At 65.8% G+C, this 21,755-nt stretch carries 21 protein-coding genes; 5 read left to right on the plus strand and 16 right to left on the minus strand.

The features are described 5' to 3' along the window. Positions 1-214: 214 nt before the first annotated feature. The 12 genes from HAP47_RS18015 to HAP47_RS18065 all read right to left on the minus strand — a co-directional run bounded on the left by HAP47_RS18015 (position 215) and on the right by HAP47_RS18065 (position 14,643). Complete coding sequence (locus HAP47_RS18015; protein WP_173637107.1) at positions 215-1,441, minus strand: ABC transporter substrate-binding protein; 1,227 nt, start codon at positions 1,439-1,441, stop codon at positions 215-217. A gap of 171 nt (positions 1,442-1,612) precedes the next feature. After that, on the minus strand, positions 1,613-2,749 hold the full coding sequence (locus tag HAP47_RS18020) for a hypothetical protein (protein ID WP_173637106.1): 1,137 nt from the start codon (positions 2,747-2,749) through the stop codon (positions 1,613-1,615). A 220-nt stretch (positions 2,750-2,969) separates the two neighbouring features. Further along, positions 2,970-3,710, minus strand: coding sequence for an SDR family NAD(P)-dependent oxidoreductase (locus HAP47_RS18025; protein WP_173637105.1), 741 nt, complete (start codon positions 3,708-3,710; stop codon positions 2,970-2,972). 156 nt (positions 3,711-3,866) lie between these two features. After that, complete coding sequence (purF, locus tag HAP47_RS18030; protein WP_173637104.1) at positions 3,867-5,444, minus strand: amidophosphoribosyltransferase; 1,578 nt, start codon at positions 5,442-5,444, stop codon at positions 3,867-3,869. A gap of 26 nt (positions 5,445-5,470) precedes the next feature. After that, the gene (locus HAP47_RS18035) at positions 5,471-6,106 is read right to left on the minus strand and encodes a CvpA family protein (protein ID WP_173637103.1); all 636 of its coding nucleotides are present in this window, start codon (positions 6,104-6,106) and stop codon (positions 5,471-5,473) included. Between the two features lie 170 nt (positions 6,107-6,276). Beyond that, positions 6,277-7,758 (minus strand): DNA repair protein RadA, encoded by a 1,482-nt coding sequence (gene radA / locus HAP47_RS18040; protein WP_176396311.1) that lies wholly within the window; start codon positions 7,756-7,758, stop codon positions 6,277-6,279. A 92-nt stretch (positions 7,759-7,850) separates the two neighbouring features. Continuing rightward, positions 7,851-8,576, minus strand: a complete 726-nt coding sequence (locus HAP47_RS18045; protein WP_173643181.1) for a sulfite exporter TauE/SafE family protein — start codon at positions 8,574-8,576, stop codon at positions 7,851-7,853. Between the two features lie 373 nt (positions 8,577-8,949). Then, positions 8,950-9,720 (minus strand): exodeoxyribonuclease III, encoded by a 771-nt coding sequence (locus HAP47_RS18050; RefSeq protein WP_173643182.1) that lies wholly within the window; start codon positions 9,718-9,720, stop codon positions 8,950-8,952. Positions 9,721-9,744: 24 nt separating this feature from the next. After that, positions 9,745-11,049: an alanine racemase gene (gene alr / locus HAP47_RS18055; protein WP_173643183.1), complete on the minus strand. Its 1,305-nt coding sequence runs from the start codon at positions 11,047-11,049 to the stop codon at positions 9,745-9,747. Positions 11,050-11,095: 46 nt separating this feature from the next. Further along, positions 11,096-12,604 (minus strand): replicative DNA helicase, encoded by a 1,509-nt coding sequence (locus HAP47_RS18060; RefSeq protein WP_173643184.1) that lies wholly within the window; start codon positions 12,602-12,604, stop codon positions 11,096-11,098. Between the two features lie 291 nt (positions 12,605-12,895). Continuing rightward, positions 12,896-13,018: a hypothetical protein gene (locus tag HAP47_RS41340; RefSeq protein ID WP_256460480.1), complete on the minus strand. Its 123-nt coding sequence runs from the start codon at positions 13,016-13,018 to the stop codon at positions 12,896-12,898. Between the two features lie 371 nt (positions 13,019-13,389). After that, positions 13,390-14,643: an SAM-dependent methyltransferase gene (locus HAP47_RS18065; RefSeq protein ID WP_173643185.1), complete on the minus strand. Its 1,254-nt coding sequence runs from the start codon at positions 14,641-14,643 to the stop codon at positions 13,390-13,392. Between the two features lie 258 nt (positions 14,644-14,901). Here HAP47_RS18065 and HAP47_RS18070 point away from each other — a divergent pair, with 258 nt between their 5' ends. The 3 genes from HAP47_RS18070 (at position 14,902) to HAP47_RS18080 (ending at position 17,032) form a co-directional block, all read left to right on the plus strand. Next, positions 14,902-15,876 (plus strand): hypothetical protein, encoded by a 975-nt coding sequence (locus HAP47_RS18070; protein WP_173643186.1) that lies wholly within the window; start codon positions 14,902-14,904, stop codon positions 15,874-15,876. A 92-nt stretch (positions 15,877-15,968) separates the two neighbouring features. Continuing rightward, the gene (locus tag HAP47_RS18075; RefSeq protein ID WP_173643187.1) at positions 15,969-16,574 is read left to right on the plus strand and encodes a TetR/AcrR family transcriptional regulator; all 606 of its coding nucleotides are present in this window, start codon (positions 15,969-15,971) and stop codon (positions 16,572-16,574) included. Further along, positions 16,571-17,032, plus strand: a complete 462-nt coding sequence (locus HAP47_RS18080) for a PaaI family thioesterase (RefSeq protein ID WP_097675616.1) — start codon at positions 16,571-16,573, stop codon at positions 17,030-17,032. The genes HAP47_RS18075 and HAP47_RS18080 overlap by 4 nt, the downstream gene beginning before the upstream one ends. Before the next feature lie 39 nt (positions 17,033-17,071). Here HAP47_RS18080 and rplI read toward each other — a convergent pair whose 3' ends face one another. The 4 genes from rplI to rpsF all read right to left on the minus strand — a co-directional run bounded on the left by rplI (position 17,072) and on the right by rpsF (position 19,535). After that, positions 17,072-17,674: a 50S ribosomal protein L9 gene (gene rplI, locus HAP47_RS18085; RefSeq protein WP_173643188.1), complete on the minus strand. Its 603-nt coding sequence runs from the start codon at positions 17,672-17,674 to the stop codon at positions 17,072-17,074. A gap of 52 nt (positions 17,675-17,726) precedes the next feature. Then, positions 17,727-18,695, minus strand: coding sequence for a hypothetical protein (locus HAP47_RS18090; RefSeq protein WP_173643189.1), 969 nt, complete (start codon positions 18,693-18,695; stop codon positions 17,727-17,729). Positions 18,696-18,821: 126 nt separating this feature from the next. Continuing rightward, a complete protein-coding gene (gene rpsR, locus HAP47_RS18095) occupies positions 18,822-19,061 on the minus strand; it encodes a 30S ribosomal protein S18 (protein WP_016844287.1) in 240 nt (79 codons plus the stop codon). Between the two features lie 6 nt (positions 19,062-19,067). Then, the gene (gene rpsF, locus HAP47_RS18100) at positions 19,068-19,535 is read right to left on the minus strand and encodes a 30S ribosomal protein S6 (protein ID WP_173643641.1); all 468 of its coding nucleotides are present in this window, start codon (positions 19,533-19,535) and stop codon (positions 19,068-19,070) included. A gap of 352 nt (positions 19,536-19,887) precedes the next feature. Between rpsF and HAP47_RS18105 the strand changes: the two genes are divergently transcribed. Then, on the plus strand, positions 19,888-20,598 hold the full coding sequence (locus HAP47_RS18105; protein WP_173643190.1) for a TetR/AcrR family transcriptional regulator C-terminal domain-containing protein: 711 nt from the start codon (positions 19,888-19,890) through the stop codon (positions 20,596-20,598). Further along, positions 20,595-21,620 carry a fatty acid desaturase family protein gene (locus tag HAP47_RS18110; RefSeq protein ID WP_173643191.1) on the plus strand — a complete coding sequence of 342 codons (1,026 nt, stop codon included), beginning with the start codon at positions 20,595-20,597 and terminating at the stop codon, positions 21,618-21,620. The genes HAP47_RS18105 and HAP47_RS18110 overlap by 4 nt, the downstream gene beginning before the upstream one ends. Positions 21,621-21,755: the final 135 nt, after the last annotated feature.

Consider the following 21,755-nt stretch of genomic DNA (forward strand, 5'->3'; position numbering starts at 1 on the left):
GCGACGCCGCGGCCCGCGCGCCGACAGGGAATGGGCATCGCTGCCGGCGCCGGCGCGGAAGTCGGCCGGGAAGTGATGGCGCGGAGTAGGGTGGGTTAGCGAAGCGTAACCCACCGACCGACTCGTGCCGCGAAGAGATGGTGGATTGCGCCTTCCGCCTTCGCTCGTTGAGCTACGGCGGACGTAGTCGGCTATTCCACCCTTCAGAGCTCGCTTATTTCTTCACCAGCGGACAATCGCTGGCCTCGAGCGGCTTGGCGGCGTCTTCCGGCGAGATGGTAGCGATCAGCTTGTAATAGTCCCAGGGATATTTGGACTCTTCCGGCTTCTTCACCTCGAACAGATAGGCCGGGATGATGCGGCGGCCGTCGATCCGCAGCGGGCCCTTGCCGAACAGCGGGTCGTCGGTCGGGATCTCCTTCATCTTGGCGACGACCTTGGCGCCGTCATGCGGATTGCCGCCCATCGCGTCGAGCGCCTTCAGGTAATGCAGCACGCCGGCATAGACGCCGGCGACCGTCATCGATGGCATCGAGCCCTTCGGCGAGACCTTCTGGAAGCGCTTCGACCAGGCGCGGGTCTGGTCGTTCATGTCCCAATAGAACGACTCGGTGAAGGTGAGGCCCTGCGCGATCTTCAAGCCCAGCGCGTGCACGTCGTTGACGAACAGCAACAGCGCCGCGAGCTTCTGTCCGCCCGCGGTGACGCCGAATTCGGAAGCCTGCTTGATCGCGTTGGTGGTGTCGCCGCCGGCATTGGCGAGACCGATGACCTTGGCCTTTGATGCCTGCGCCTGCAGCAGGAACGAGGAGAAGTCCGCGGTGTTGAGCGGGTGCTTGACGCCGCCGAGCACCTTGCCGCCGTTCGCGGTGACGACCGCCGAGGTATCGCGCTCCAGCGCATGGCCGAAGGCGTAGTCGGCGGTAAGGAAGAACCAGGTGTCGCCGCCCGCCTTGGTCAGCGCCTTGCCGGTGCCGTTGGCGAGCATGTAGGTGTCGAACGTGTAGGAGATCGTGTTGGCGTTGCAGGCCTTGCCGGTGAGATCGGCGGTCGCCGCCCCCGAGTTGAGCACGATCGAGTTCTTCTCCTTGGCAAGGTTGCTCACCGCGAGCGCGACGCCGGAGTTCGGCGTATCGGTGATGATGTCGACCTTGTCGTTGTCGATCCAGTTGCGCGCGATGTTGACGCCGACGTCCGGCTTGTTCTGGTGGTCGCCGCTGACCACCTCGATCTTCCAGCCCTTGGCGCGCAGGCCGGAATCTTCCACCGCCATGTTGGCCGCGGCCACTGAATTGGGCCCGCCGATGTCGGCATAGAGGCCCGACATGTCGTTCAGCACGCCGATCTTGACGTTCTTGTCCTGAGCAAAGGCAGGGGTAGCAAGGCCGAGTGCAGCGCAAGCGAGAAGCACGGCGTAGCGCCGTGCGAGCGTCGTCGTCATGAGACATTCCCTCCACTGTCAATTTTTTCCGGACGGCCCTCTTATGGAGCCTTGTGCCGGTCGTTCGCGTTCCCGCTTACCCTTTCCTTTGGCGAGCGGCAATCCGCATAAAGCCGGATGAGCTGCGTCGAAGCGTCATGATTCAATCAGAACCGAAGCTCTGGGTGCCGCTTATTTGAGCGCCTCCGAGGTCAGCCTGAATTTCTGGATCCGCTTGCCCTCGACCTCGCCGGTGTAGACGTTGCCCTTCTGATCGACCGCCATGACGTGGAGCAGGGCAAACTGTCCGGCATTGCGGCCGCTATGGCCGAAGGTGCCGACCACGCTGCCGTTGTCGCGCTTCAGCACGCGGATCTCGTTGTTGGCGCCGTCGGCGTTGAGCAGATAGGTCTGCTTCGGATCGGGCCACAGCGCGAGATCGAACACGGCGCCGTCGCCGCGGGTGTTCTTCTCGTAGAACCATTCTCTGACGAAGGTGCCGTTCTTCTGGAAGACCTGGATGCGGTCCTGGCTGCGGTCGCAGACATAGACCAGCCCGTCATTGGCGATCTTGATGCAATGCACGGGGTTGCCGAACTGCTCCTGCACCGCGGCGCTCGGATCATAAGGCGGCTGCTTGTCGTCGGTGGGGAGCTTGCCGTAGCCGCCCCAGTGCCGCTTGTAGGCCAGCGTGGTGGCGTCGAACACGATGACGCGGCGGTTGCCATAGCCGTCGGCGATGTAGAGCTCGTTGGCATCCTTGTCGATCGCCATCTCGGCGGGGCGGCCGAGCTGGGTGGTGTCGTTGCTGTTGGTGCGTGCTGCGATCTTGCCGATCTGGCCGAGATACTTCCCGTCGAGCGAGAACTTCAGGATCGCGCTGTCGTCATCGGCATTGCCGCCGATCCAGACGAAGCCGCGTTCGTCGACCTCGATGCCGTGCTCGCGGCCGACCCATTGATAGCCGTCGCCGGGACCGCCCCAGGCCCGCAGCAGATTGCCGTCGACATCGAACTCCAGCACCGGCGGTGCAGCCACGCAGCATTTCGCGCGCGGCGGCATGAGGCTAGCCGCCTTCTCGCCATCGGTCAGCGAGCGCGGCCGGTGGACCACCCAGATATGTCCCTGCCAGTCGACGGTGATGCCCCCGACCTGGCCGATGATCCAGTTGTTCGGCAGCTGCTTGGGCCAAGACGCGTCGACCGCGAAGGTCGGGACGTCACCGGCCCTGGCGGGCGAGAGCGGAGCAAAAAGGGCTGACGATGCGATGCCGGCTGAGAGAAACAATCCGGACAGAATGGAGCGCGCGCGATTGAACGTCGGCGTCATGATGCCTCCCGAGATTTTTCTTGGCGGTGGTCCCGCTGCGGAGGGCAGTCAATCGCGGGGAGGGGAACGAGTCAACCGGTACCGCCGTCATTGCGAGGAGCTCGCGACAAAATTGCAAAAGCAATTTTGCGCTGAAGCGACGAAGCAATCCATGCGTCCGCGCATGCCGCAAGATGGATCGCTTCGCTTCGCTCGCAATGACGGGAGAATTTGCTGGTCCTCACGCCGGCGGCTGGAAGCTCCGCAGCGTGCGCGCTTTGTAGTCGTAGAGCTTGCCGGTTTCGGTCCACTCCGGCGAACACATCGGCACGATGAATTCGGCGGCCATGTCGGGCGTGTCCAGCGTCATCGGGTCTTCGCCGGGAAACACCTGTGCGCGCATCCGGGTGCGGATCGGCCCGGGGCTGAACAGGTTGACGCGCAGCGCCGTGTTGGCGGTCTCGTTGGCCCAGGAGCGCACCAGCGCATCCAGCGCGGCCTTCGACGCGGCATAGGGGCCGAGATAGGCGTTGGCCTTGTGCGCCACGCCTGACGTGACGAACACCGCACGGCCGGCTTCGGACTGGCGCAGCAGCGGGTCCATGCAGCGGATCAGCTGGAAATTCGCGGTGACGTTGATCGCGAACACGTCGTTCCACGGCTTCAGCTCGATATGGCCGAGCGGCGACGACGGGCCGGCAGTGCCGGCATTGCCGACCAGGATGTCGAGCTTGCCGTGGCGCTCATGCAGCGCGAGCCCCAGCCGCGCGATGCCGTCGTAATCGGTGAGCGAGAGTGGCACCAGCGTGGCGCTGCCGCCGTCCTTGCGGATCTCGTCGTCGAGCTCTTCCAGCCCTCCTTGCGTGCGCGCCACTGCCACGACATGCGCGCCGGCCTTAGCCAGCGCGACGGATGTCGCATAGCCGATTCCGCGCGAGGCGCCGGTCACGAGGGCAATACGGGAGGCGAGGGGTTTTGTCATGAGCGTAACTCTATCGTGGTCGTCCCTGCGAAAGCAGGGACCCATACGCCGCGGCGGTCGTGTCGTACAAAGGCGTTCGTAACCGATGCCGCCCGAAAAAACGAGGGCCGGTGGTTATGGGTCCCTGCTTTCGCAGGGACGACAGCGGTGGTGGCCTCAGCTCGCCTCGGCCAGCAGCGAGAGCTGGCGCGGCGGAGCCTCGGTTTCGCTCTGGTCGGTGAGGTGGGTCGGATAGGCGCCGGTGAAGCAATGGTCGGCGAATCTCGGATTGGCCGGGTCGCGCCCTTCATAGCCCATCGCGCGGTACATGCCGTCGATCGACAGGAAGGCCAGCGAGTCGGCGCCGATGATGTCGCGCATCTCCTCGAGCGAATGGGTCGCGGCGAGCAGGCCGCCGCGATCCGGCAGGTCGATGCCGTAATAGTCGGGATAGAGGATCGGCGGCGAGGCGAGGCGGAAATGCACCTCGCGGGCGCCGGCATCGCGCATCATGCGCACGATCTTCTTCGAGGTGGTGCCGCGCACCAGCGAGTCGTCGATCAGGATGATGCGCTTGCCTTCGATCGCGGCGCGGTTCGCCGAATGCTTCATGCGCACGCCGAGCTCGCGCACGGTCTGGGTCGGCTGGATGAAGGTGCGGCCGACATAGTGGTTGCGGATGATGCCGAGCTCGAACGGCACGCCGGAATACTGGCTGTAGCCGACCGCGGCGGGCACGCCGGAATCCGGCACGGGCACCACGACGTCGACCTCGGGATGGCTCTCGCGCGCGAGCTGGGCGCCGAACGCCTTGCGCACGTCGTACACCGAGCGGCCGCCGACGATCGAATCCGGCCGCGCGAAATAAATGTACTCAAAGATGCAGGGCCGCGCCGGCTTCGGCGGGAACGGCTTGTGGCTGTGCGCGCCCCGCTCGTCGAACACGATGATCTCGCCGGGCTCGATGTCGCGGACATATTTCGCGCCGATCATGTCGAGCGCGCAGGTCTCCGACGTCAGGATCGGATGGCCGTCGAGATCGCCGAGCACCAGCGGACGGATGCCGAGCGGATCGCGGGCGCCGACCAGCTTCTTGTTGGTCAGCGCGACCAGCGCATAGGCGCCTTCGATGGTGCGCAGCGCCTCGATGAAACGGTCGATGAAGCGGGTGCGCTTGGACTGCGCCACGAGATGCAGGATCACCTCGGTGTCGGTGGTCGACTGCATCATGGCGCCCCCCTTGACCAACTCGCGGCGCAGGGTGAGGCCGTTGGTCAGATTGCCGTTATGGCCGACCGCAAAGCCGCCGGCGCTGAGCTCGGCGAACAGCGGCTGCACGTTGCGCAGGATGGTGCCGCCGGTGGTGGAGTAGCGGACATGGCCGACCGCGGCGTTGCCGGGCAGGCGATCGATCACCTCGCGGCGGGAGAAGGCGTCGCCGACCAGGCCGAGGCGGCGTTCACTGTGGAAGCGGCCGCCGTCGAAGGAGACGATGCCGGCGGCCTCCTGGCCGCGATGTTGCAGGGCGTGCAGGCCGAGCGCGGTGATCGCGGCGGCCTCGGGGTGGCCGAAGACGCCGAACACGCCGCATTCCTCGCGGAGCGTGTCGCCATCGAGATCGGGGTGGTATCTGAGATCGTCGTCCCGGTGGTCGTGTCGGAGATGGTCTTGTCGAAGATGGTCCTGCATTTCGATCGGGCCGAGGTCGAGATCCATTTGGGCGGCGTGATCGGAAGGGGTTTGCATCTCGTTCATCGCCTCTCGTGAGGGGCCCAAATACGTTATCGGCCCGCGGGTTTCTCGATCAGCTTTTTCAAGCTGTCACGCGCAGGTTTGCTGTAGCCATCGCCGGACGCCGGCGTTGCCTGATCGTTGGTATCAGCCGCAGAATCGTCGTCCGGCTTATTCTTCTTGAACTTCTTTAAGATGGTGTTCTCGGGGTCGTCAGGCAAGAGCGCCATCAGCCAATCCCCGGTTCCCTGCAGCACCACCCGGGACTTCGCGCCGGTCACCCAATCGGGCCGCTGCTTGTCCGGAACCAGCCAGGTGAAGAACATGAACGCCACGACCACGATCAGCAGGCCGCGGGCGAGCCCGAACAGGAAGCCGAGGGTGCGGTCGAGCGCGCCGATCCGGGAATCCAGGATCATGTCCGAGATCCGCACCGTGACGATCGAGACCACGATCAGCGTGCCGATGAAGACGCCGGCCACCACGACCACGGCCGCGACCGTGTCGTTATTGAAGTAGGTTTTGGCGGTCGGCAGCAGCTTCGAGAAAGCATACAGGGTGACCAGGGCGGCGGCGCCCCAGGCCGCGATCGACAGGATCTCGCGCATGAAGCCGCGCACCATGGCAAGCAGGCCCGAGATCAGCATCACGCCGAGCAGGACGAGATCAAGTATCGTTATGGGCATCGGCTGGTCAGGTCCGCTGGTACGTTTGGGTCCGCTGTTAAGGGCTCGCGAATCGGCAAAGTCGGTGCCGTCCTAACTGAGGCGCGTCGGGGGCATTCGGCAAGGCCGCAACACCACCTGTCCCGCGCGGCGGATGTATAGCGGCGGGGGGCTGATACGTCACGCCCGCTTTAACTGGTCTCGCGACGGAATCGGGCCGGTGTGGCATTTTTCTCAGCCGCATCAGCGCCTCTGGAGCCACCCTGATCTTCCCGTGGCGCAGCCCGGCCGCCCCGGGGCGTGCCGCGCGCCGCAATTTCGGCGACCAGCGTGGTCAGATTGCCGACGCTGTTCAGCGCGAGCCCGCTATCGCCGCCGCCATCGCCGCGCGCCGATTCGGGCAGGATGGCGCGGCCGAAGCCGAGCTTGAGGGCCTCCTTCAGCCGGGCCGGGGTCTGCGCCACCGGACGGATCGCGCCGGACAGCGAAATTTCGCCGAAATAGACCGCGTCCGTCGGTAGGGGCGCATTCACCAGGGAAGAGACCAGCGCGGCCGCCGCGGCGAGGTCCGCGGCCGGCTCCTGGATGCGCAGGCCGCCCGCGACATTGAGATAGACGTCATGTCCGGACAATTTGACGCCGCAATGTGCCTCCAGCACCGCCAGCACCATCGACAGCCGGCTCGGATCCCAGCCGACCACGGCGCGGCGCGGCGTGCCGAGCGAGGTCGGCGCCACCAGCGCTTGCAACTCGACCAGCACCGGGCGGGTGCCCTCGATACCGGCGAACACCGCTGTACCGGGACTGCCGAGCTCGCGTTCGGAGAGGAACAATTCCGACGGATTGGTGACCTCGCGCAGGCCGAGCCCGGTCATCTCGAACACGCCGATCTCGTCGGTCGCGCCAAAGCGGTTCTTCGCCGAGCGCAGGATGCGGAACTGCTGCGAGCCTTCGCCCTCGAACGACAGCACCGCATCGACCATGTGCTCGACCACGCGGGGGCCGGCGATCTGGCCGTCCTTGGTCACATGCCCGACCAGGATGATGGTTGCCCCTGTTTTCTTGGCGAAGCGAATGAGGGCCTGTGCCGAGGCGCGGACCTGGGTCACCGTGCCGGGCGCGGACTCGACCGTGTCGGTCCACATGGTCTGGATCGAGTCGATCACGATCAGGCGCGGCACCGCGCCTTCCGACAGCGTCGAGACGATGTCCTCGACCGAGGTTTCGGAGGCGAGCTGCACCGGCGCGTCCGCGAGCCCGAGCCGCTCGGCGCGCAGCCGCACCTGAGCGACCGCCTCTTCGCCCGATATGTAGACCGCGCGGTGGCCTGCGCGCGCCATCATGCTGGTGGCCTGGGTCAGCAGCGTGGATTTTCCGATGCCGGGATCGCCGCCGACCAGGAGCACCGAGCCGCGGACGAAGCCGCCGCCGGTGACGCGGTCGAATTCGGCCATGCCCGACGACAGCCGCGGCGCGTCCTGGGTTTTGCCGGACAGCGATTCCAGCGCGAATGTCCGCCCCTTGCGCTTGCTGCGGATCGAGACCGGCACCGAGCCCGTGGTGTCTTCCTCGGCCAGCGTATTCCACTCGCCGCAGGAATCGCACTTGCCCTGCCAGCGATTATACGCCGCGCCGCAGTTCTGGCAGACGAAGGAGAGGGTCGATTTGGCCATCGATGGGATTGGTTCAGCGGTGGTTTCGAATCCGCAACACCCATTAGCACGGAATGAGGAAAGCGTGGCGTTTGATGCGCAGGGGGCGGATTCTACGACGTCATTGCCGACCACAGCAACGCCGTGCCCGCCGCCAGCATGATGCCGTCCATGATCAGGCGAAACGACTCCGGCTTCATCTGCAGCACGAAGCGCTTGGCGATGAAGGCGCCGGCCATCAGCGAGGCGCCGGCGATCAGGCCCTTCATCGCGATGTCTGGTGTCAGCGCGCCGAACCGCTCGAAAGTCACCGACTTGCTGACGTAGAGCCCGAGCGAGCTTGCCGCTTCGGTGGCGAGGAACGCGCCCTTGCTGAGGCCGTAGAACAAAAACAGCGGCACGCTGAGCGGGCCGGTCGAGGCCACGATGCCGGTGAGATAGCCGATCAGCGCGCCGCCGATTGCGAGATGCCAGAGATTGGCTTTCAGCCTGTGCTGCGCCAGCCAGTGCCGCACCGGCACCATCGCGATCAGGAACAGGCCGATCGCAATATCGACCGCGCGCGAGGGCAGAGCGAGCAGGGTGCGCGCGCCAAGCGCTGCGGCCGGAATCCCGGTGATCGAGTAGGCGGCGCAGGCGCGCCAGTCGACCTCGCGCCACCAGGCCAGGATGCGCGACAGATTGGCCATCACGGCGGCGACCGCCATGATCGGCACCGCCTGCTTCGGCCCGTACTGATAGACCAGCACCGGCATCAGCATGATCGACGAGCCGGTGCCGACGATGCCCGAGATGGTGCCGGCAACCAGGCCGACGACGAGGACGAACAGGAAGCCCACGCGCACTCCGGGACGTGTTCCCGAGCCACGCTGGATGCGTGCCTCGAAAGCGAAGGCTCAGTGTGACCTCATGGTTCGAGAACGCGCAAGGCCCCCTGAACCAGGGACATGCAAGTGTGCGCAGCGTCAGTACTTCGCGACGGCCGGGCCGCCGAACCGGTAGTTGACGCGCACCGTCACCATGTCGACATCCTGACGGATGCGTTCGTCATGACCACCTCCGGCTGTCCCCGGTCCGCCACATCCGGCCGCACTCGCGTGCATGTCGCGAGAATACGAGAGTATGACTCGCTGGCGGAGCCACATGTTCGGTGTCGTCCCGGCGCAGGCCGGGACGACGGCGTGGATGGCGGCACGCGCGCAAACATATCGATCACCTCAACACCACCCACGCTGGCGCGTGATCGCTGGCGCCTTCCTCGCCACGAACGCCCCGGTCGACACCGGCCTTCAGAAGCCGCGACGCCATGTCGGGGCTGAGCAGCAGATGATCGAGCCGGAGGCCTGCATCGCGCGGCCAGCGATTGCGCTTGTAGTCCCAGAAGGTGAACATCGGCGCATCCGGATGCAGCGTGCGGAGCGCATCGCACCAGCCTTGGTCGACCAGCGCCTTGAAAGCGGCGCGGCTCTTCGGCTGGATCAGCGCATCCTTGTCCCAGGAGCGGGTCGGATAGATGTCAAGAGGCGTCGGCGCGACGTTGTAGTCGCCGGCGAGCACCACGGGGACCTCCTGCTTGAGCAGCTTGGCGGCGTGGGCGCGCAGCCGCTTGAACCAGGCCAGCTTGTAGTCGAATTTCGGGCCGGGCTGCGGATTGCCGTTCGGAAGGTAAAGGCTGGTCACGACGATGCCGCGCACCGCGGCCTCGATGTAGCGCGCCTCATGGTCGTCGCGGTCGCCGGGCAGGGCGGTGCGGATCAAGACCGGCTCGGCGTTGCGCGCGAGGATGGCGACGCCGTTCCAGGTCTTCTGTCCCTGCCACACCGCGCCGTAACCGGCCTTCTCGAGCGCGGCCGCCGGAAATTCGGCGTCGCTGGCCTTCAACTCCTGCAAGCTGACGACGTCGGGCCTGTCCGATTTAAGCCAGCGCAGCAGGTTGGGGAGCCGGCGATTGACGTTGTTGATGTTGAAGGTCGCGATCTTCATGCGCAATCGCGAACCTCGATCGCGTCAGGTGGACGGTGCCGTTGGCGCGGCGGCAGGCAATGGTGGCGGTGCAGGCGGCGCTGCCGCCGGCAAGGCCGGAGGCGCTGCTTGCGCCGCGGCCGGCTCGCTCTTCTCAGTCGCAGCGTCGCTGCTTGCGGCGACGGCATCGCCGCCCTTGTAGATGCGCACGAAGCGGCGACCGAGGCTGGTCAGCACCTCGTAGCCGATGGTGCCGAAATGATGCGCGAGCTCATCGACCGTGATGCCTTCGCCGATCAGCGTCACCATGTGGCCGCGCCGCACGGCACTCTTGTCGAGATCGGTGACGTCGACCGCTATCAGATCCATCGAGACGCGGCCGGCGATCGGGCAGCGCTTGCCGGCGACCACGACTTCGGCGCCACGGGTGCCGTCATTGGCGCTGGCGGCGCGGAAATAGCCGTCCGCATAGCCCGCGGAGACGATCGCAAGCCGGGTCGGCCGGCGCGCGGTCCAGGTGCCGCCATAGCCGACGGTCTCGCCGCGATCGATGTTGCGGATCTGCACGATGCGCGCCTTGAGGTCGACCACCTGCTGCATCGGGTTGTCGGCCTCCGGCGTCGGGTTGACGCCGTAGAGCGCGCAGCCCGGCCGCACCATCTCGAACTGGAATTGCGCGCCGAGGAACACGCCGGAGGAGTTCGCGAGCGAGGCCGGCACGCCGGTGAACAGGCTCGCGATCTCGCGGAAGCTCGCCAGCTGCCTGGCGTTGGCGGGGTTGTTGAGCAGTTCGGCGGAGACGAGGTGGCTCATCACCAGCGTGATGCCGTGATCGCCGGCGTTGATCCGCGGGATGATGCCTTGCGCTTCGCTGACCGTCAGCCCGAGCCGGTTCATGCCGGTGTCGATATGGATGGCGGCGCCGCCGGACCAGCCGGAGCGGCGGCAGAACACGTCCCATTCGGCGAGCTCGTTGAGATCGCCGATGACCGGCTTGCAGTCGATCCTGGCGTAGGCGTCGCCGGTCTGCTGGAAGAAGCCGCCGAGCGCATAGACGGTTGCCTGCGGAACGGCCGCGCGCACCACGGCGGCCTCCTCGACGGTGGCGACGAAGAAGGTCTTGCAGCCGGCCCTGGCCAGCGCCCGCGATACCTGCTCGGCGCCGCAACCATAGGCGTTGGCCTTCACCACGGCGGCGCATTCCGCCGGGACCGCGGTCTTCTCGAGCTTGCGCCAGTTGGCGATGATGGCGTCGAGATCGACGGTGAGGATGCCGGTGGCGGTCGGATAGGCCGCCAGCAAACTGGCTTCGGGCGTCAGCTGCGATTTCGCGTCGGTCACGATATTCATGGCTCAGTTGTACAAGCGGGGCGGGCCGCCTTCAACTATCCCACCATTAGTAGGAGGGGGGGCGATCCGGGACCAGTCCGTCCGATGCGAGATCGCCGAACCGGGTGACGCTGGCTTCGAAGTGCAGCTCGACGGTGCCGGTCGGACCGTGGCGCTGCTTGCCGATGATGACTTCGGCCTTGCCGAGCGCGCGCTCCATTTCGGCTTGCCAGGTCGCGTGCTCCGGGGTGCCGGGCCGTGGTTCCTTGTTCGCGAGATAGTATTCCTCGCGGTACACGAACATCACGACGTCGGCGTCCTGCTCGATCGAGCCGGATTCGCGCAGGTCCGAAAGCTGGGGCCGCTTGTCGTCGCGGTTTTCGACCTGGCGCGAGAGCTGCGACAGCGCGATCACGGGGACGTTGAGCTCCTTCGCCAGCGCTTTCAAATTGGTGGTGATCTCGGTGATTTCCTGCACGCGGTTGTCGTTGCCGCGCTTGCCCGAGCCCTGCAACAGCTGGATGTAGTCGATCACAATCAGGTCGAGACCCTTCTGCCGCTTGAGGCGGCGGGCGCGCGCGGTGAGCTGAGAGATCGAGAGACCGCCGGTTTCGTCGACGTAGAACGGCAGTGACTGCAACTCGATCGAGCAGTCGCGGATCTTCTCGAAATCGAGCTCGGAGATACCGCCGCGCCGGATATGGCTGGAGGGAATGCCGGTGCGCTCGGCGAGAATACGGGTGGCGAGCTGTTCGCCGCTCATTTCGCAGGAGAAGAAGCCGACCGCGCCGCCGTTCACCGCCTTGGTGGTGCCGTCGGCCTGCACCTCGGGGACATAGGCCCTGGCAATGTTGTAGGCGATGTTGGTGGCGAGCGAGGTCTTGCCCATGCCGGGACGGCCGGCGAGCACGATCAGGTCGCTTGGCTGCAATCCGCCCATCTTGGCGTCGAGGTCGCGCAGCCCGGTCGAAATGCCGGACAATTTGCCGTCGCGCTGAAACGCCTTCGCCGCCATGTCGACGGCGACCGTGAGTGCATCCGCAAAGCGCTGGAAGCCGCCGTCGTAGCGGCCGGTTTCGGCAAGGCTGTAGAGCTGCCGTTCGGCGTCCTCGATCTGCGCGCGCGGGGCAAAATCGACCGGTGCGTCGTAGGCGACGTTGACGATCTCCTCGCCGATCTGGATCAGGTTGCGGCGCAGGCTGAGATCATAGACGGTACGTCCGTAGTCCTGCGCGTTGATGATGGTGGTCGCTTCGGCGGCGAGGCGAGCGAGGTATTGGCTGACCGTCATGCCGCCAAGGTCCAGATCGGCAGGCAGGAACGTCTTCAAGGTCACGGGATTTGCGACCTTGCCCATCCGGATCAGACTGCCGGCCGTGTCATAGATCTGCTGATGGATGGCTTCGAAGAAGTGCTTCGCCTCCAGGAAATCGGAGACCCGGTAGAAGGCATCATTGTTGACCAGTATCGCGCCCAGCAGCCCCTGTTCCGCTTCGATGTTGTGCGGCGCGCTCCGATAGGTCGGGGATGCGGCGTCGGGCGCGAGCTTGTGGACGTTCGAATCAATCAAGGCCATGGACGAGCTTATTCTTCTGATTTCGTCGTTACTGAGATTTTCGGCTGTGGGGCCGCGATCAAGCGCCAGCCCGGCACGAAGCGAAAGGACGGATGTTTCTTATGCACGATTCACACAATGCGATGTGTGAATCCGGGGTGGCCGGATGCATTCCGCTTGACTGCGCTTTGCCCGAAACCAGGCGGAGCCCGGCCGGTCAGCGATGTGGTTGGCAAAAATCTGACGCGGCCTGAACCTTTTTCCGGGCTGCCGCGCCCAACCATCGACGAGGTCGGTGCTGGCCTCGGTTCCTCAGACCAGGATGAGGAAAGCCAGCGCGATCAAGGCGGCGGCCACGCCGGTTGCGATCAAGGCGTAGTCGGTCACGAGGTCGCGTTGCGGGTCCAACATCGTCTGGTGCGGTTTTCGGGTCATCCCGAACCACTACGACAGCCCGGAACGAACCTCTGTGAAGCAGATCACACCTGTCGCATTTTCTTTGCGGCAGGTTCGCGGGAACGACCCGGCGGATTCCGGGTTGTCTTCGTTCAGGGAAGACACGGTGACGATGGCTCGAGAGTTTCAGACAGCGCGACCGAGGCTCGGCCGGGCAGGCAGGATGGACTGCCGCTGGCTGGCGTCGCTTGTCGATGCGATGGAGCAGGCGGCGCGTCCAGAGGTTCGGAGCGTTCCCTGCGACATCAGCCTGATTTCGGCCGCCGCCACTCACTTGGCGCGTCCGGCGCCGACCTTCGCCCATTGCGGCTCGGCCTACTGCGCAACTAGCAATACCGGTTCTTTCAGGCCTATTCGCCGGCGAGTTGCAGCCGGGGTTTTGCGGCGCCGGCTTCCTTGAGCCGGAGGCGGCCTTCCTCGCGTCCGATGTAATCGCGGGTCATCGGCACGATGCCCTGGCGCTTGGTCAGCTGCAGCTGGAAGTTCATCATGTTCTGCACCCGGAACGACATCTCCGAGGCCGCCAGATAGAATTCCCACATCCGGGCAAAGGTCTCGTCGTAAAGCCGCACCGCTTCCTCGCGTCGCGCCATGAAGCGGTCGCGCCACGCCTTCAGGGTCTCCGCATAGTGCAGGCGCAGGATCTCCATGTCGCAGATCAGCAGTCCGGCCTTCTCGATCGCCGGCATGACCTCGGAGAGCGCCGGAATGTAACCGCCGGGGAAGATGTATTTCCGGATCCAGGGGCTGGTCACGTCGGGACCGGTCGAGCGGCCGATCGAGTGCAGCAGCATGACGCCGTCATCGCTCAGCAGCTCGGCGCAGCGCTTGAAGAAGGTTTCGTAAAACGTGACCCCGACATGCTCGAACATGCCGACCGAGACGATGCGGTCGAACGGGCCGGGGATGTCGCGGTAGTCCTCCAGCAGGAAACGCGCCGAATGCGCCAGGTTCTTCTCCGCCGCCCGGGCGTTGGAGATCTGCAGCTGCTCGGTCGATAGCGTGACGCCGGTGACGTCGGCGCCGCTCATCTCGGCGAGATAGAGCCCCAGTCCGCCCCAGCCGGAACCGATGTCGAGGACGCGGTCGCCGGGCTTGATCAGGAGTTTTGCGGCGAGGTGGCGCTTCTTGGCGAGCTGGGCATCGTCCAGCGTCGAGTCCGGCGTCTCGAAATAGGCGCAGCTGTATTGCTTGTCAGCGTCGAGGAAGAGGGAATAGAGGCGGCCGTCGAGGTCGTAATGACGGGCGACATTGCTCCGGGACCGGCCGCGCGCATTGAGCTGCTGGGCGCGCCGCCCGAGGAAACGAACCCAGGCCTGCAGCCTGGCAAAGTTCGGCAACATGGCCGCCTGGCCCATCAAGACAGCCAGCACATCGGCGATGGTGCCTTGCTCCACCACGAACGTGCCGTCCATGAAGGCTTCGCCGAGGTAAAGCTCGGGATCGACCAGAATGCGCAGTTCGGCTGCCCTGGTCATGAACCGTGCGGCGACGGGAATGCCCGTGCCGTCACCACAGGTGAATTTGGCGCCGCTCGCGGTCGTGAACGTGATCGAACCGCGGCGGATGAAGCGCCCCAGGAAAAATCGCAACAATCGGTCCATCGAAGCACCAACGGAACGGCAAGCTGCACACTGACACCACCGGAGCTGATCACTCCAATGTGTCCCCAGCCTAAACATAGGCAGGGAATTGGATCGCGCTATTGCGTTGTGCTCAAAGCCGATATTCCAAAATATGACAATTGCGTGGATGCGTCACGCGCCCGCTTCCATTCGCGTGATAATCGGCTAAAAGGTGACCGCCGCGGCCCATCCATGAGGCGCAGGCGGCGATTTTTCCGGAATCTGGAGACTTAAGGAATGGTGAGCCGAGCCCTCAGTCTGGCGACGGTGACGCTTCTGATTGGCTGCCTGTCAGCCGTATCAGCGCAAGCGCAAAACCTCGAGGCCGGCAAAAGCCCCTCCCAGATCTTCGCCAACACCTGCACGGCCTGCCACAAGAGCCCGCGCGGTCTCTTGAAGACCGTACCTGCCGGCTCGCTACCGGGCTTCCTGCGCCAGCACTACACGACGTCGAGCGACATGGCCGGCGTGCTGGCGTCCTATCTGATTTCGAACGGCGCCAACGATCCGCGCTACCAGGCCAAGGATCAGCCCAAGGGGGCGAAGGGCCGGGACGGCCGCCGGGAGGCAAACCAGTCGCCGGAGCAGCCGGCCGAGCGCCCGTCTCGCCGGCAGCATCAGGGTGCGGCGCCGCAGGAAGGCGTCAAGGACGGTGCGAAGCCCGATGCCGACGGTTTGAATCCGGAAGCACGTCCCGCCCACCGCGGCCGGCGCATGGCGCGCCCGAGCGAGACGCCTGATGGTGCCCAGCCGGACGATGGCCAGATCCCGCAGGCCGCGGGCGAGGGCAGGCCGTCGCGCCAGAAACACGGCCGTCGCGGCAAGCCGGTCGAGGAGCCGAAGTCGGACGAGGCGCCCAAGGGCGAGGCGGCGGGCGACGAGCCCAAATCCCAGACCGCCGTCAAGCGCGAAGACAAGGGTGAGGCCGAGCAGCCGGCGAATCCAGCCAGCCAGCCCGACACGGCCAAGGTCGATGCGCCCAAGGTCGATACGCCCAAGAGCAATGCGGGCAGCGAACCAGCTGCCATGCGATCCGACCCGGTTCCGCAGGTCACGCCCGCGGCTCCCGCCGCTTCCCCTGCGCCCGAGCCGGCCGCTGCCGCATCGCCCGCACCGGCGCCCGCCGCGCCGCCGGTAACCGCGGCTGCGCCGCCTCCGCCGCCCCCGACGACGCCGGGCTCCGGTCCGCCGGAAGCGCCGACGTCGAAGTGATCGCCAACGCCGGGCCGTGAGGTCCGGCGTTATCATTTGACTGCCACTAGAGTAAAACTCTAGAGTAACGATCTAATCAGGAAGGAGCCGGGGTGAGTACGGCACGCGACGATCTCTTGGCGGCGGGACTGGCGGTGTTCGACCGCGACGGGTTCGAGGGCGCGACGGTGGCCGAGATCCGCTCCCGCGCCCGCGCGTCCAACGGCAGCTTCTTCCACTTCTTCACCTCGAAGAAGCAGCTTGCCGGAACCCTGTTCCTGGAGATCCTGCAGGCCTACCACGCCGCGATCATCACCGCGGTCAACGACACGCACGGCGCCGGCGAGGGCGTTGCGCGGCTGATCCGCGCCCATCTCGATTGGGTCGTGACCTTCAGGCGCGAGGCGCGCTTTCTGTTCGAGATTTCGCGCAGCGAGTGGAGCGAGGAGGTGCGCGGCGCGCAGCACACCGAGAACTCGCGGCTCACCGATGGCATCGAGCGCTGGCGCGCGCCGCTGCTCGCGCGCGGCGAGTTGCTGCCGATGAGCGCGACACTTTTCTTCAGCCAGATCATCGGGCCGGCGCAGATCTTTTGCCGCGCCTATCTGTCGGGCCGCCATGCCGGTGATCCGCGCGAACAGGTCGAGACGCTGATCGCCTGCGCGATCCGCGCGGTGGTGGCGCCGGGTGCGCCGGAGCGAGCAGGAGGGACGTCATGAACGAGACCGATCCGGACTTTGCGCCGATCGCGACGCGGATTCGCGACAATGTCGGCCGTCAGGGCTTCATGGGTCTTGTCGGTGCTGAGGTGGCCGAGCTGTCGCGCGGCGCGTGCACGCTCGCGGTCGACCGGCGGCCTGAGCTGTTGCAGCAACATGGCCTGTTTCACGGCGGGGTCACGGCGTTCCTGGTCGACAACGCCACCACGATTGCGGCGGCGACGTCGCGTGGCCAGCCGGCGCTGACGGCCGAGTACAAGCTGAACCTGCTGTCGCCGGCATCGGGCGATCGCCTGATCTGCCGGGCGCGCGTGATCAAGCCGGGACGCCAGGTCGCCGTCGTCGCAGCCGACGTGTTCTGCATCATCGACGGCAAGGAAAAGCATACCGCGACGGCGCTCGCGTCGATCGCGATGCTCGACGATCAGGCGGCTGCACGAATCCAAAGCCCGGCCTGATGGGGCCGGGCTTCAGTCGATGGAGGGATGAAGAGACGCTTACTTCTCTTCGGCAGCCGGAGCCGGCGCGGCCTCGTCGTCGTGCTGCGCTTCCGGATCGAAGAATTCGCCGGCGGCGGCGAGCGCTTCGGCGGCAGCGTCCTGGTCTTCCTGGCGGGTCGAGATGTCCTCGCCGCGCTTGATCCGCTCGGCCTCTTCGGCGGAGCGGGCGACCGTCACGGTGACGCTGGTCTCGACCTCGGGGTGGACGGCGATGGTCACCTTCTGCTGCCCGATCACCTTGATCGGCGAGTCGAGCCAGACCTGCGGACGCGCAACCGTGACGCCGTCGGCGGCCAGCGCAACGACGATGTCGCGCACAGTGACCGAGCCGAACAGCTGGCCGGACTCGGAGGCTTGGCGGATGATGATGATGTCGCGGCCGTCGATCTTCTCGGCGACCACGGCGGCTTCGCCCTTGGCCTTGATGTTGTTGGCCTCGAGCTCGGCCTTCATGCCGTCATACTTGGCGCGGTTCGCATCGGTGGCGCGCAGCGCCTTGCCGCGCTTCAGCAAGAAGTTGCGGGCGAACCCGTCCTTGACGCGCACGACTTCGCCCATCTGACCAAGCTTGGCAACGCGTTCCAGCAGAATGACTTCCATTTTCGTTCTCCTTTAGAGGCTAAGTATCGGGTTTAAGTGGTTGGATCGAATCTCACTCCGCAGGCAGAGGCGGCGGCCGTGTCTGCAGATAGCGCTGGCGCAGGCCGAACACGGCGTCGGCGATGCCGAGCGCGAAGATTGCGACGATCGGCCAGCCGAACATGACGACGACGGCGTAGATGCCGCCGAGCCAGAAGCCGCGATTGGCGAGCGACAGCGTCAGGGTGTGCAGCACGGCGAAGCCGACCAGCGCATAGGCGATCACGAGCGCAGCGGTCACGATCTGCGCCAGCAGCGCAAGCATGCCGCCGGCGAAGCTGACGGCGACCGCCACCAACAACGCGACCAGCGTCATGGCGGGGAGGGCGGTGCTGCGGAGCTCCGGCCATGGTCGATTCAGCCGCCCGGAGGTTTGTGCGATCTTGCCGGCGAGCCACAGGCTGAGCGTCAGCGTGACCATCGCGAGGATTGTTGCGGCGAGGGGCGCGAGGATCACCAGCACGTCGACCAATCGCTCGATCTCACCGCTGGGCAGCCCTTCGCCAGCGCTCAGCACCTTAAGCAGACCGCGCCGCAAAGTACCGGTGACTGTGCCGGCATCCGAGCCGAGCGTGAGCAGCGCGGCGGTTGTGGTGATGATGGCGAAGGCCGCGACCCAGAGCAGGATACGGCCGACGGGGTACCATTCAAGCGCAGGCGGCTGCTGGGCTATGCTGTCGCCGGCTGCGCCCGCGATCGGCCGTCCGAGCAGCGCGAGGTGGCCGAGCCACCAGCCGGGCAGCGCGACGATCATGGCAAACGCGATGCAATAAGGGAGTCCGAAGATCGCGCCGAGCACGGAGGCGGCAGCGACACCGCCGATGGCTGCGGCAAGCGGTCCCCAAGCGAGCGCCGACACCATCAGCGGCAGCGGCGCAAGAAAGTACAGCAGCAACGAGATCAGCGCGCCCGAACTGATCGAGGCGAACATCAGCGCCGACGCGGCGCCGGCGGCAAGTGCAACAATGAGGATCGCGATCATCAGCTGTCCCGCTCCTTTCGAGCGGTTAGAGGCACTCTGTCGAGAACCCCAACCATCGGCGACCGGACGACCCGGAAGCCTTATGAGAATGAGCGGCCGGCGGCGCGTGCCGCCGGCTGGAAACGGTTAGCGAATAACGTAGGGCAGCAGGCCGAGGAAGCGCGCGCGCTTGATGGCGCGGGCGAGCTCACGCTGCTTCTTGGCGGACACGGCCGTGATGCGGCTCGGCACGATCTTGCCGCGCTCGGAGACGTAACGCATCAGCAGCTTGGAATCCTTGTAGTCGATCTTCGGCGCATTCGCGCCCGTGAACGGGCAGGACTTGCGACGACGGAAAAACGGACGGCGGGCACCAGCATCAGCCATGATTCATTACTCCTCGGTCGCAGCTTCTTCTTCGCGCGGACGGCGCGGGCTACGATCGCCGCGGAAGCCGCCGCCATCGCGATCACCACGGAAGCCGCCTTCGCGGTCGCCGCGGAAACCACCGCCACGATCATCGCGCTCGCGGTCACGGTCGGCCTTGCGCATCATCGCGGACGGGCCTTCCTCGTGCTCTTCGACGCGCACGGTGAGATAGCGGATGACGTCTTCGCTGATCCGCTCCTGGCGCTCGATCTCGGTGACGACAGCCGACGGTGCGTCGATGTTCATCAGCACGAAATGCGCCTTGCGGTTCTTGTTCATGCGGTAAGTGAGGGAGCGCACGCCCCAGCTCTCGGTCTTGGTGACCTTGCCGCCGCCCTGTTCGACGATACCCGTCATCTGGGCCGTCAGTTCATCCACCTGCTGGGTGCTCGCATCCTGACGCGCGAGAAAAACATGCTCATAAAGAGGCATGGTTGTCCTTTCCTGTGTTGGCGCGGGTTCCGGCGACAAGCCCTTCGAGACCTTCGGAAAGGACTCGAGCTGCTCAGAAGGCGGGAGCACGGGACGACGGGCCGACTGGCCCTGCCACATCAAAATCAACGGGTGAATTTGCTGAGACCGTCCGTTCAGCTCCCGGCCGGAGCCCACGAATGGGGCGCGTTATACGGATTTTGGCCGCGAAGGCAAGGGTCCGCGAAAGGTTCTCGGCCTTGCGGATTTGCGGGCGGTCGTAGCCGCTCGGGCCGCCTGGCGCAGCTTTCGACGATTTCCGGTTGATTTCTTTGTTTGTATATCATACAAATATCTGACGGGAGGAAGATCGATGGGTTCGGAGACCGCCAGCGGCATGTCTGCGCCCGATCCGAAGCACGCGGTTCGCGCGACGCGGTCGGCGGGGCGCAAGATGCGCTCGCTGCTGCTCGATGCCGCCAGCCGCCTGTTCAAGGAGCGCGGGCTCTCGGGCACGTCGATCTCCGACATCGCCGCAGCCGCCGACGCTTTTCCGAGCCAGATCACCTATTACTTCCGCACCAAGGAAGCGCTGTTCGTGGAAGCCGCCAGCCGCGACATGCTTTACCTCGCGCGCGCGACCGAGCAGGCCGCCCTGAAGGCCCACACGCCGCGGGATTACACCCACGCCTTGGCCGAGACCGTGACCGCGACCGACACGGTCGCCTTCTTCGCCGAGGCCCTGACCCTGACCCGGCGCCGGCAGGATCTCGCACCCTTGGTCGAGCGCACCATCGAGCGTCTGCACGGCGAAGGCGCGCGCGCCTATGCGGATCAGGTCGAGCGACACGGCTGGCGCTCGCTGCGCGCGCCCGAGGAGAGCTCGCGGCGGTTCTGGGCGATTGCGATCGGCGTGATCGTCGAGGGTTTTGCGATGGGCCGCGGCGCCGAGGAGATGTGCCGCGAATTGCTGCGCGCGCTCGGCGAGCAGGCGACATCGACATCGGCCAATGATGGATCGCGGCTGCGCCTGGTCGGCGATCGCGATCATTCACCCTCAACGGACGGGGAGACGAGCTCATGACCGCGCTACGCATGCGTGCCCGCGATTTCCTCACCGAGGACGAACTGGTTGCCGTCCGGCAACGCACGACGTGGAAGGGCGCAGCCCTGATCGTGCACGCCTGGGCCCTGATCCTGGGCGCGATCGCGCTGGTCGCGTGGTGGCCCAATCCGCTGACCTATCTGCTTGCTGTTGCGATCATCGGCTCGCGCCAGCTCGGGCTCGCCATCCTGATGCATGACGGTGCGCATGGCTGTCTCTCCGCGAACGAGAAGACCAATCTGACGCTGAGCCAGTGGTTCTGCGCCTATCCGATCTTCGCCGAAACCCGCGGCTATCGCCGCTATCATCTGCAGCATCACGCCCGGACGCAGCAGGAGGATGATCCGGATCTCGTGCTGTCGGCGCCGTTTCCGATCACCAAGATGAGCTACCGCCGGAAATTCCTCCGCGACATCACCGGGCAGACCGGATACCAGCAGCGCAAGGCGCAGCTGCTCAATGCGATCGGGCCGAAAGAGTGGCCGCTATCGCGGCGCGCCGCCAATTTCTGGCAGAAGCTCGGTCCGCAATGCGTCACCAACGCGCTGCTGTTCGCCGGACTTGCCGCCGCGGGCGTGTGGTGGGCCTATCCGCTGCTGTGGCTGGTGCCGCTGCTGACCTGGATGATGGTGATTACGCGGATCCGCAACATCGCCGAACATGCCGTCGTGCCCGACAGCGCCGATCCCTTGCGCAACACCCGCACCACGCGAGCCAATGTCCTCGAGCGGCTGTTCATCGCGCCGTACTATGTGAACTATCACCTCGAGCATCATCTGCTGTTCTACGTGCCCTGCTACAACCTGCCGCGCGTCCACCGCATCCTAAGCGGAAGCCGCTATGCCGACCGGATGGAAGTCCAGCCGGGCTACGGCGCCGTGCTGCGGCTGGCGACCGCCAAGCCCAACCGGGAAGACCGCCCGGGCCAACTGGTCAACAGTGCGCGCCGGGCGCGGGCCGGCGCCGAGGTTAACGCCGACCAGAATGCCGGTGGATTCTAGGCGGAGCCGGCGCCGGCATCCCCAGGGTTCCGCGCGCGCGGCTTGACATCGCGCCCCCCATCAGTGTCTTACGGCCCGGTCCGAGGCCGGTTGCAAGGCAGGGTCCGGACCCGCTGTGGCGCGTTTCGCGCGACG

This window comes from Bradyrhizobium sp. 41S5 (genome assembly GCF_011516665.3).
Taxonomy (GTDB): Bacteria; Pseudomonadota; Alphaproteobacteria; order Rhizobiales; family Xanthobacteraceae; genus Bradyrhizobium; species Bradyrhizobium quebecense.

Bases quoted from the DNA above. Each gene is read 5' to 3' on its own strand.
- HAP47_RS18015 (WP_173637107.1), bottom strand. From the start codon at position 1,441: ATGACGACGACGCTCGCACGGCGCTACGCCGTGCTTCTCGCTTGCGCT.
- HAP47_RS18020 (WP_173637106.1), bottom strand. From the start codon at position 2,749: ATGACGCCGACGTTCAATCGCGCGCGCTCCATTCTGTCCGGATTGTTT.
- HAP47_RS18025 (WP_173637105.1), bottom strand. From the start codon at position 3,710: ATGACAAAACCCCTCGCCTCCCGTATTGCCCTCGTGACCGGCGCCTCG.
- purF (WP_173637104.1), bottom strand. From the start codon at position 5,444: ATGAACGAGATGCAAACCCCTTCCGATCACGCCGCCCAAATGGATCTC.
- HAP47_RS18035 (WP_173637103.1), bottom strand. From the start codon at position 6,106: ATGCCCATAACGATACTTGATCTCGTCCTGCTCGGCGTGATGCTGATC.
- radA (WP_176396311.1), bottom strand. From the start codon at position 7,758: ATGGCCAAATCGACCCTCTCCTTCGTCTGCCAGAACTGCGGCGCGGCG.
- HAP47_RS18050 (WP_173643182.1), bottom strand. From the start codon at position 9,720: ATGAAGATCGCGACCTTCAACATCAACAACGTCAATCGCCGGCTCCCC.
- alr (WP_173643183.1), bottom strand. From the start codon at position 11,049: ATGAATATCGTGACCGACGCGAAATCGCAGCTGACGCCCGAAGCCAGT.
- HAP47_RS18060 (WP_173643184.1), bottom strand. From the start codon at position 12,604: ATGGCCTTGATTGATTCGAACGTCCACAAGCTCGCGCCCGACGCCGCA.
- HAP47_RS41340 (WP_256460480.1), bottom strand. From the start codon at position 13,018: ATGACCCGAAAACCGCACCAGACGATGTTGGACCCGCAACGCGACCTC.
- HAP47_RS18065 (WP_173643185.1), bottom strand. From the start codon at position 14,643: ATGGACCGATTGTTGCGATTTTTCCTGGGGCGCTTCATCCGCCGCGGT.
- HAP47_RS18070 (WP_173643186.1), top strand. From the start codon at position 14,902: ATGGTGAGCCGAGCCCTCAGTCTGGCGACGGTGACGCTTCTGATTGGC.
- HAP47_RS18080 (WP_097675616.1), top strand. From the start codon at position 16,571: ATGAACGAGACCGATCCGGACTTTGCGCCGATCGCGACGCGGATTCGC.
- rplI (WP_173643188.1), bottom strand. From the start codon at position 17,674: ATGGAAGTCATTCTGCTGGAACGCGTTGCCAAGCTTGGTCAGATGGGC.
- HAP47_RS18090 (WP_173643189.1), bottom strand. From the start codon at position 18,695: ATGATCGCGATCCTCATTGTTGCACTTGCCGCCGGCGCCGCGTCGGCG.
- rpsR (WP_016844287.1), bottom strand. From the start codon at position 19,061: ATGGCTGATGCTGGTGCCCGCCGTCCGTTTTTCCGTCGTCGCAAGTCC.
- rpsF (WP_173643641.1), bottom strand. From the start codon at position 19,535: ATGCCTCTTTATGAGCATGTTTTTCTCGCGCGTCAGGATGCGAGCACC.
- HAP47_RS18105 (WP_173643190.1), top strand. From the start codon at position 19,888: ATGGGTTCGGAGACCGCCAGCGGCATGTCTGCGCCCGATCCGAAGCAC.
- HAP47_RS18110 (WP_173643191.1), top strand. From the start codon at position 20,595: ATGACCGCGCTACGCATGCGTGCCCGCGATTTCCTCACCGAGGACGAA.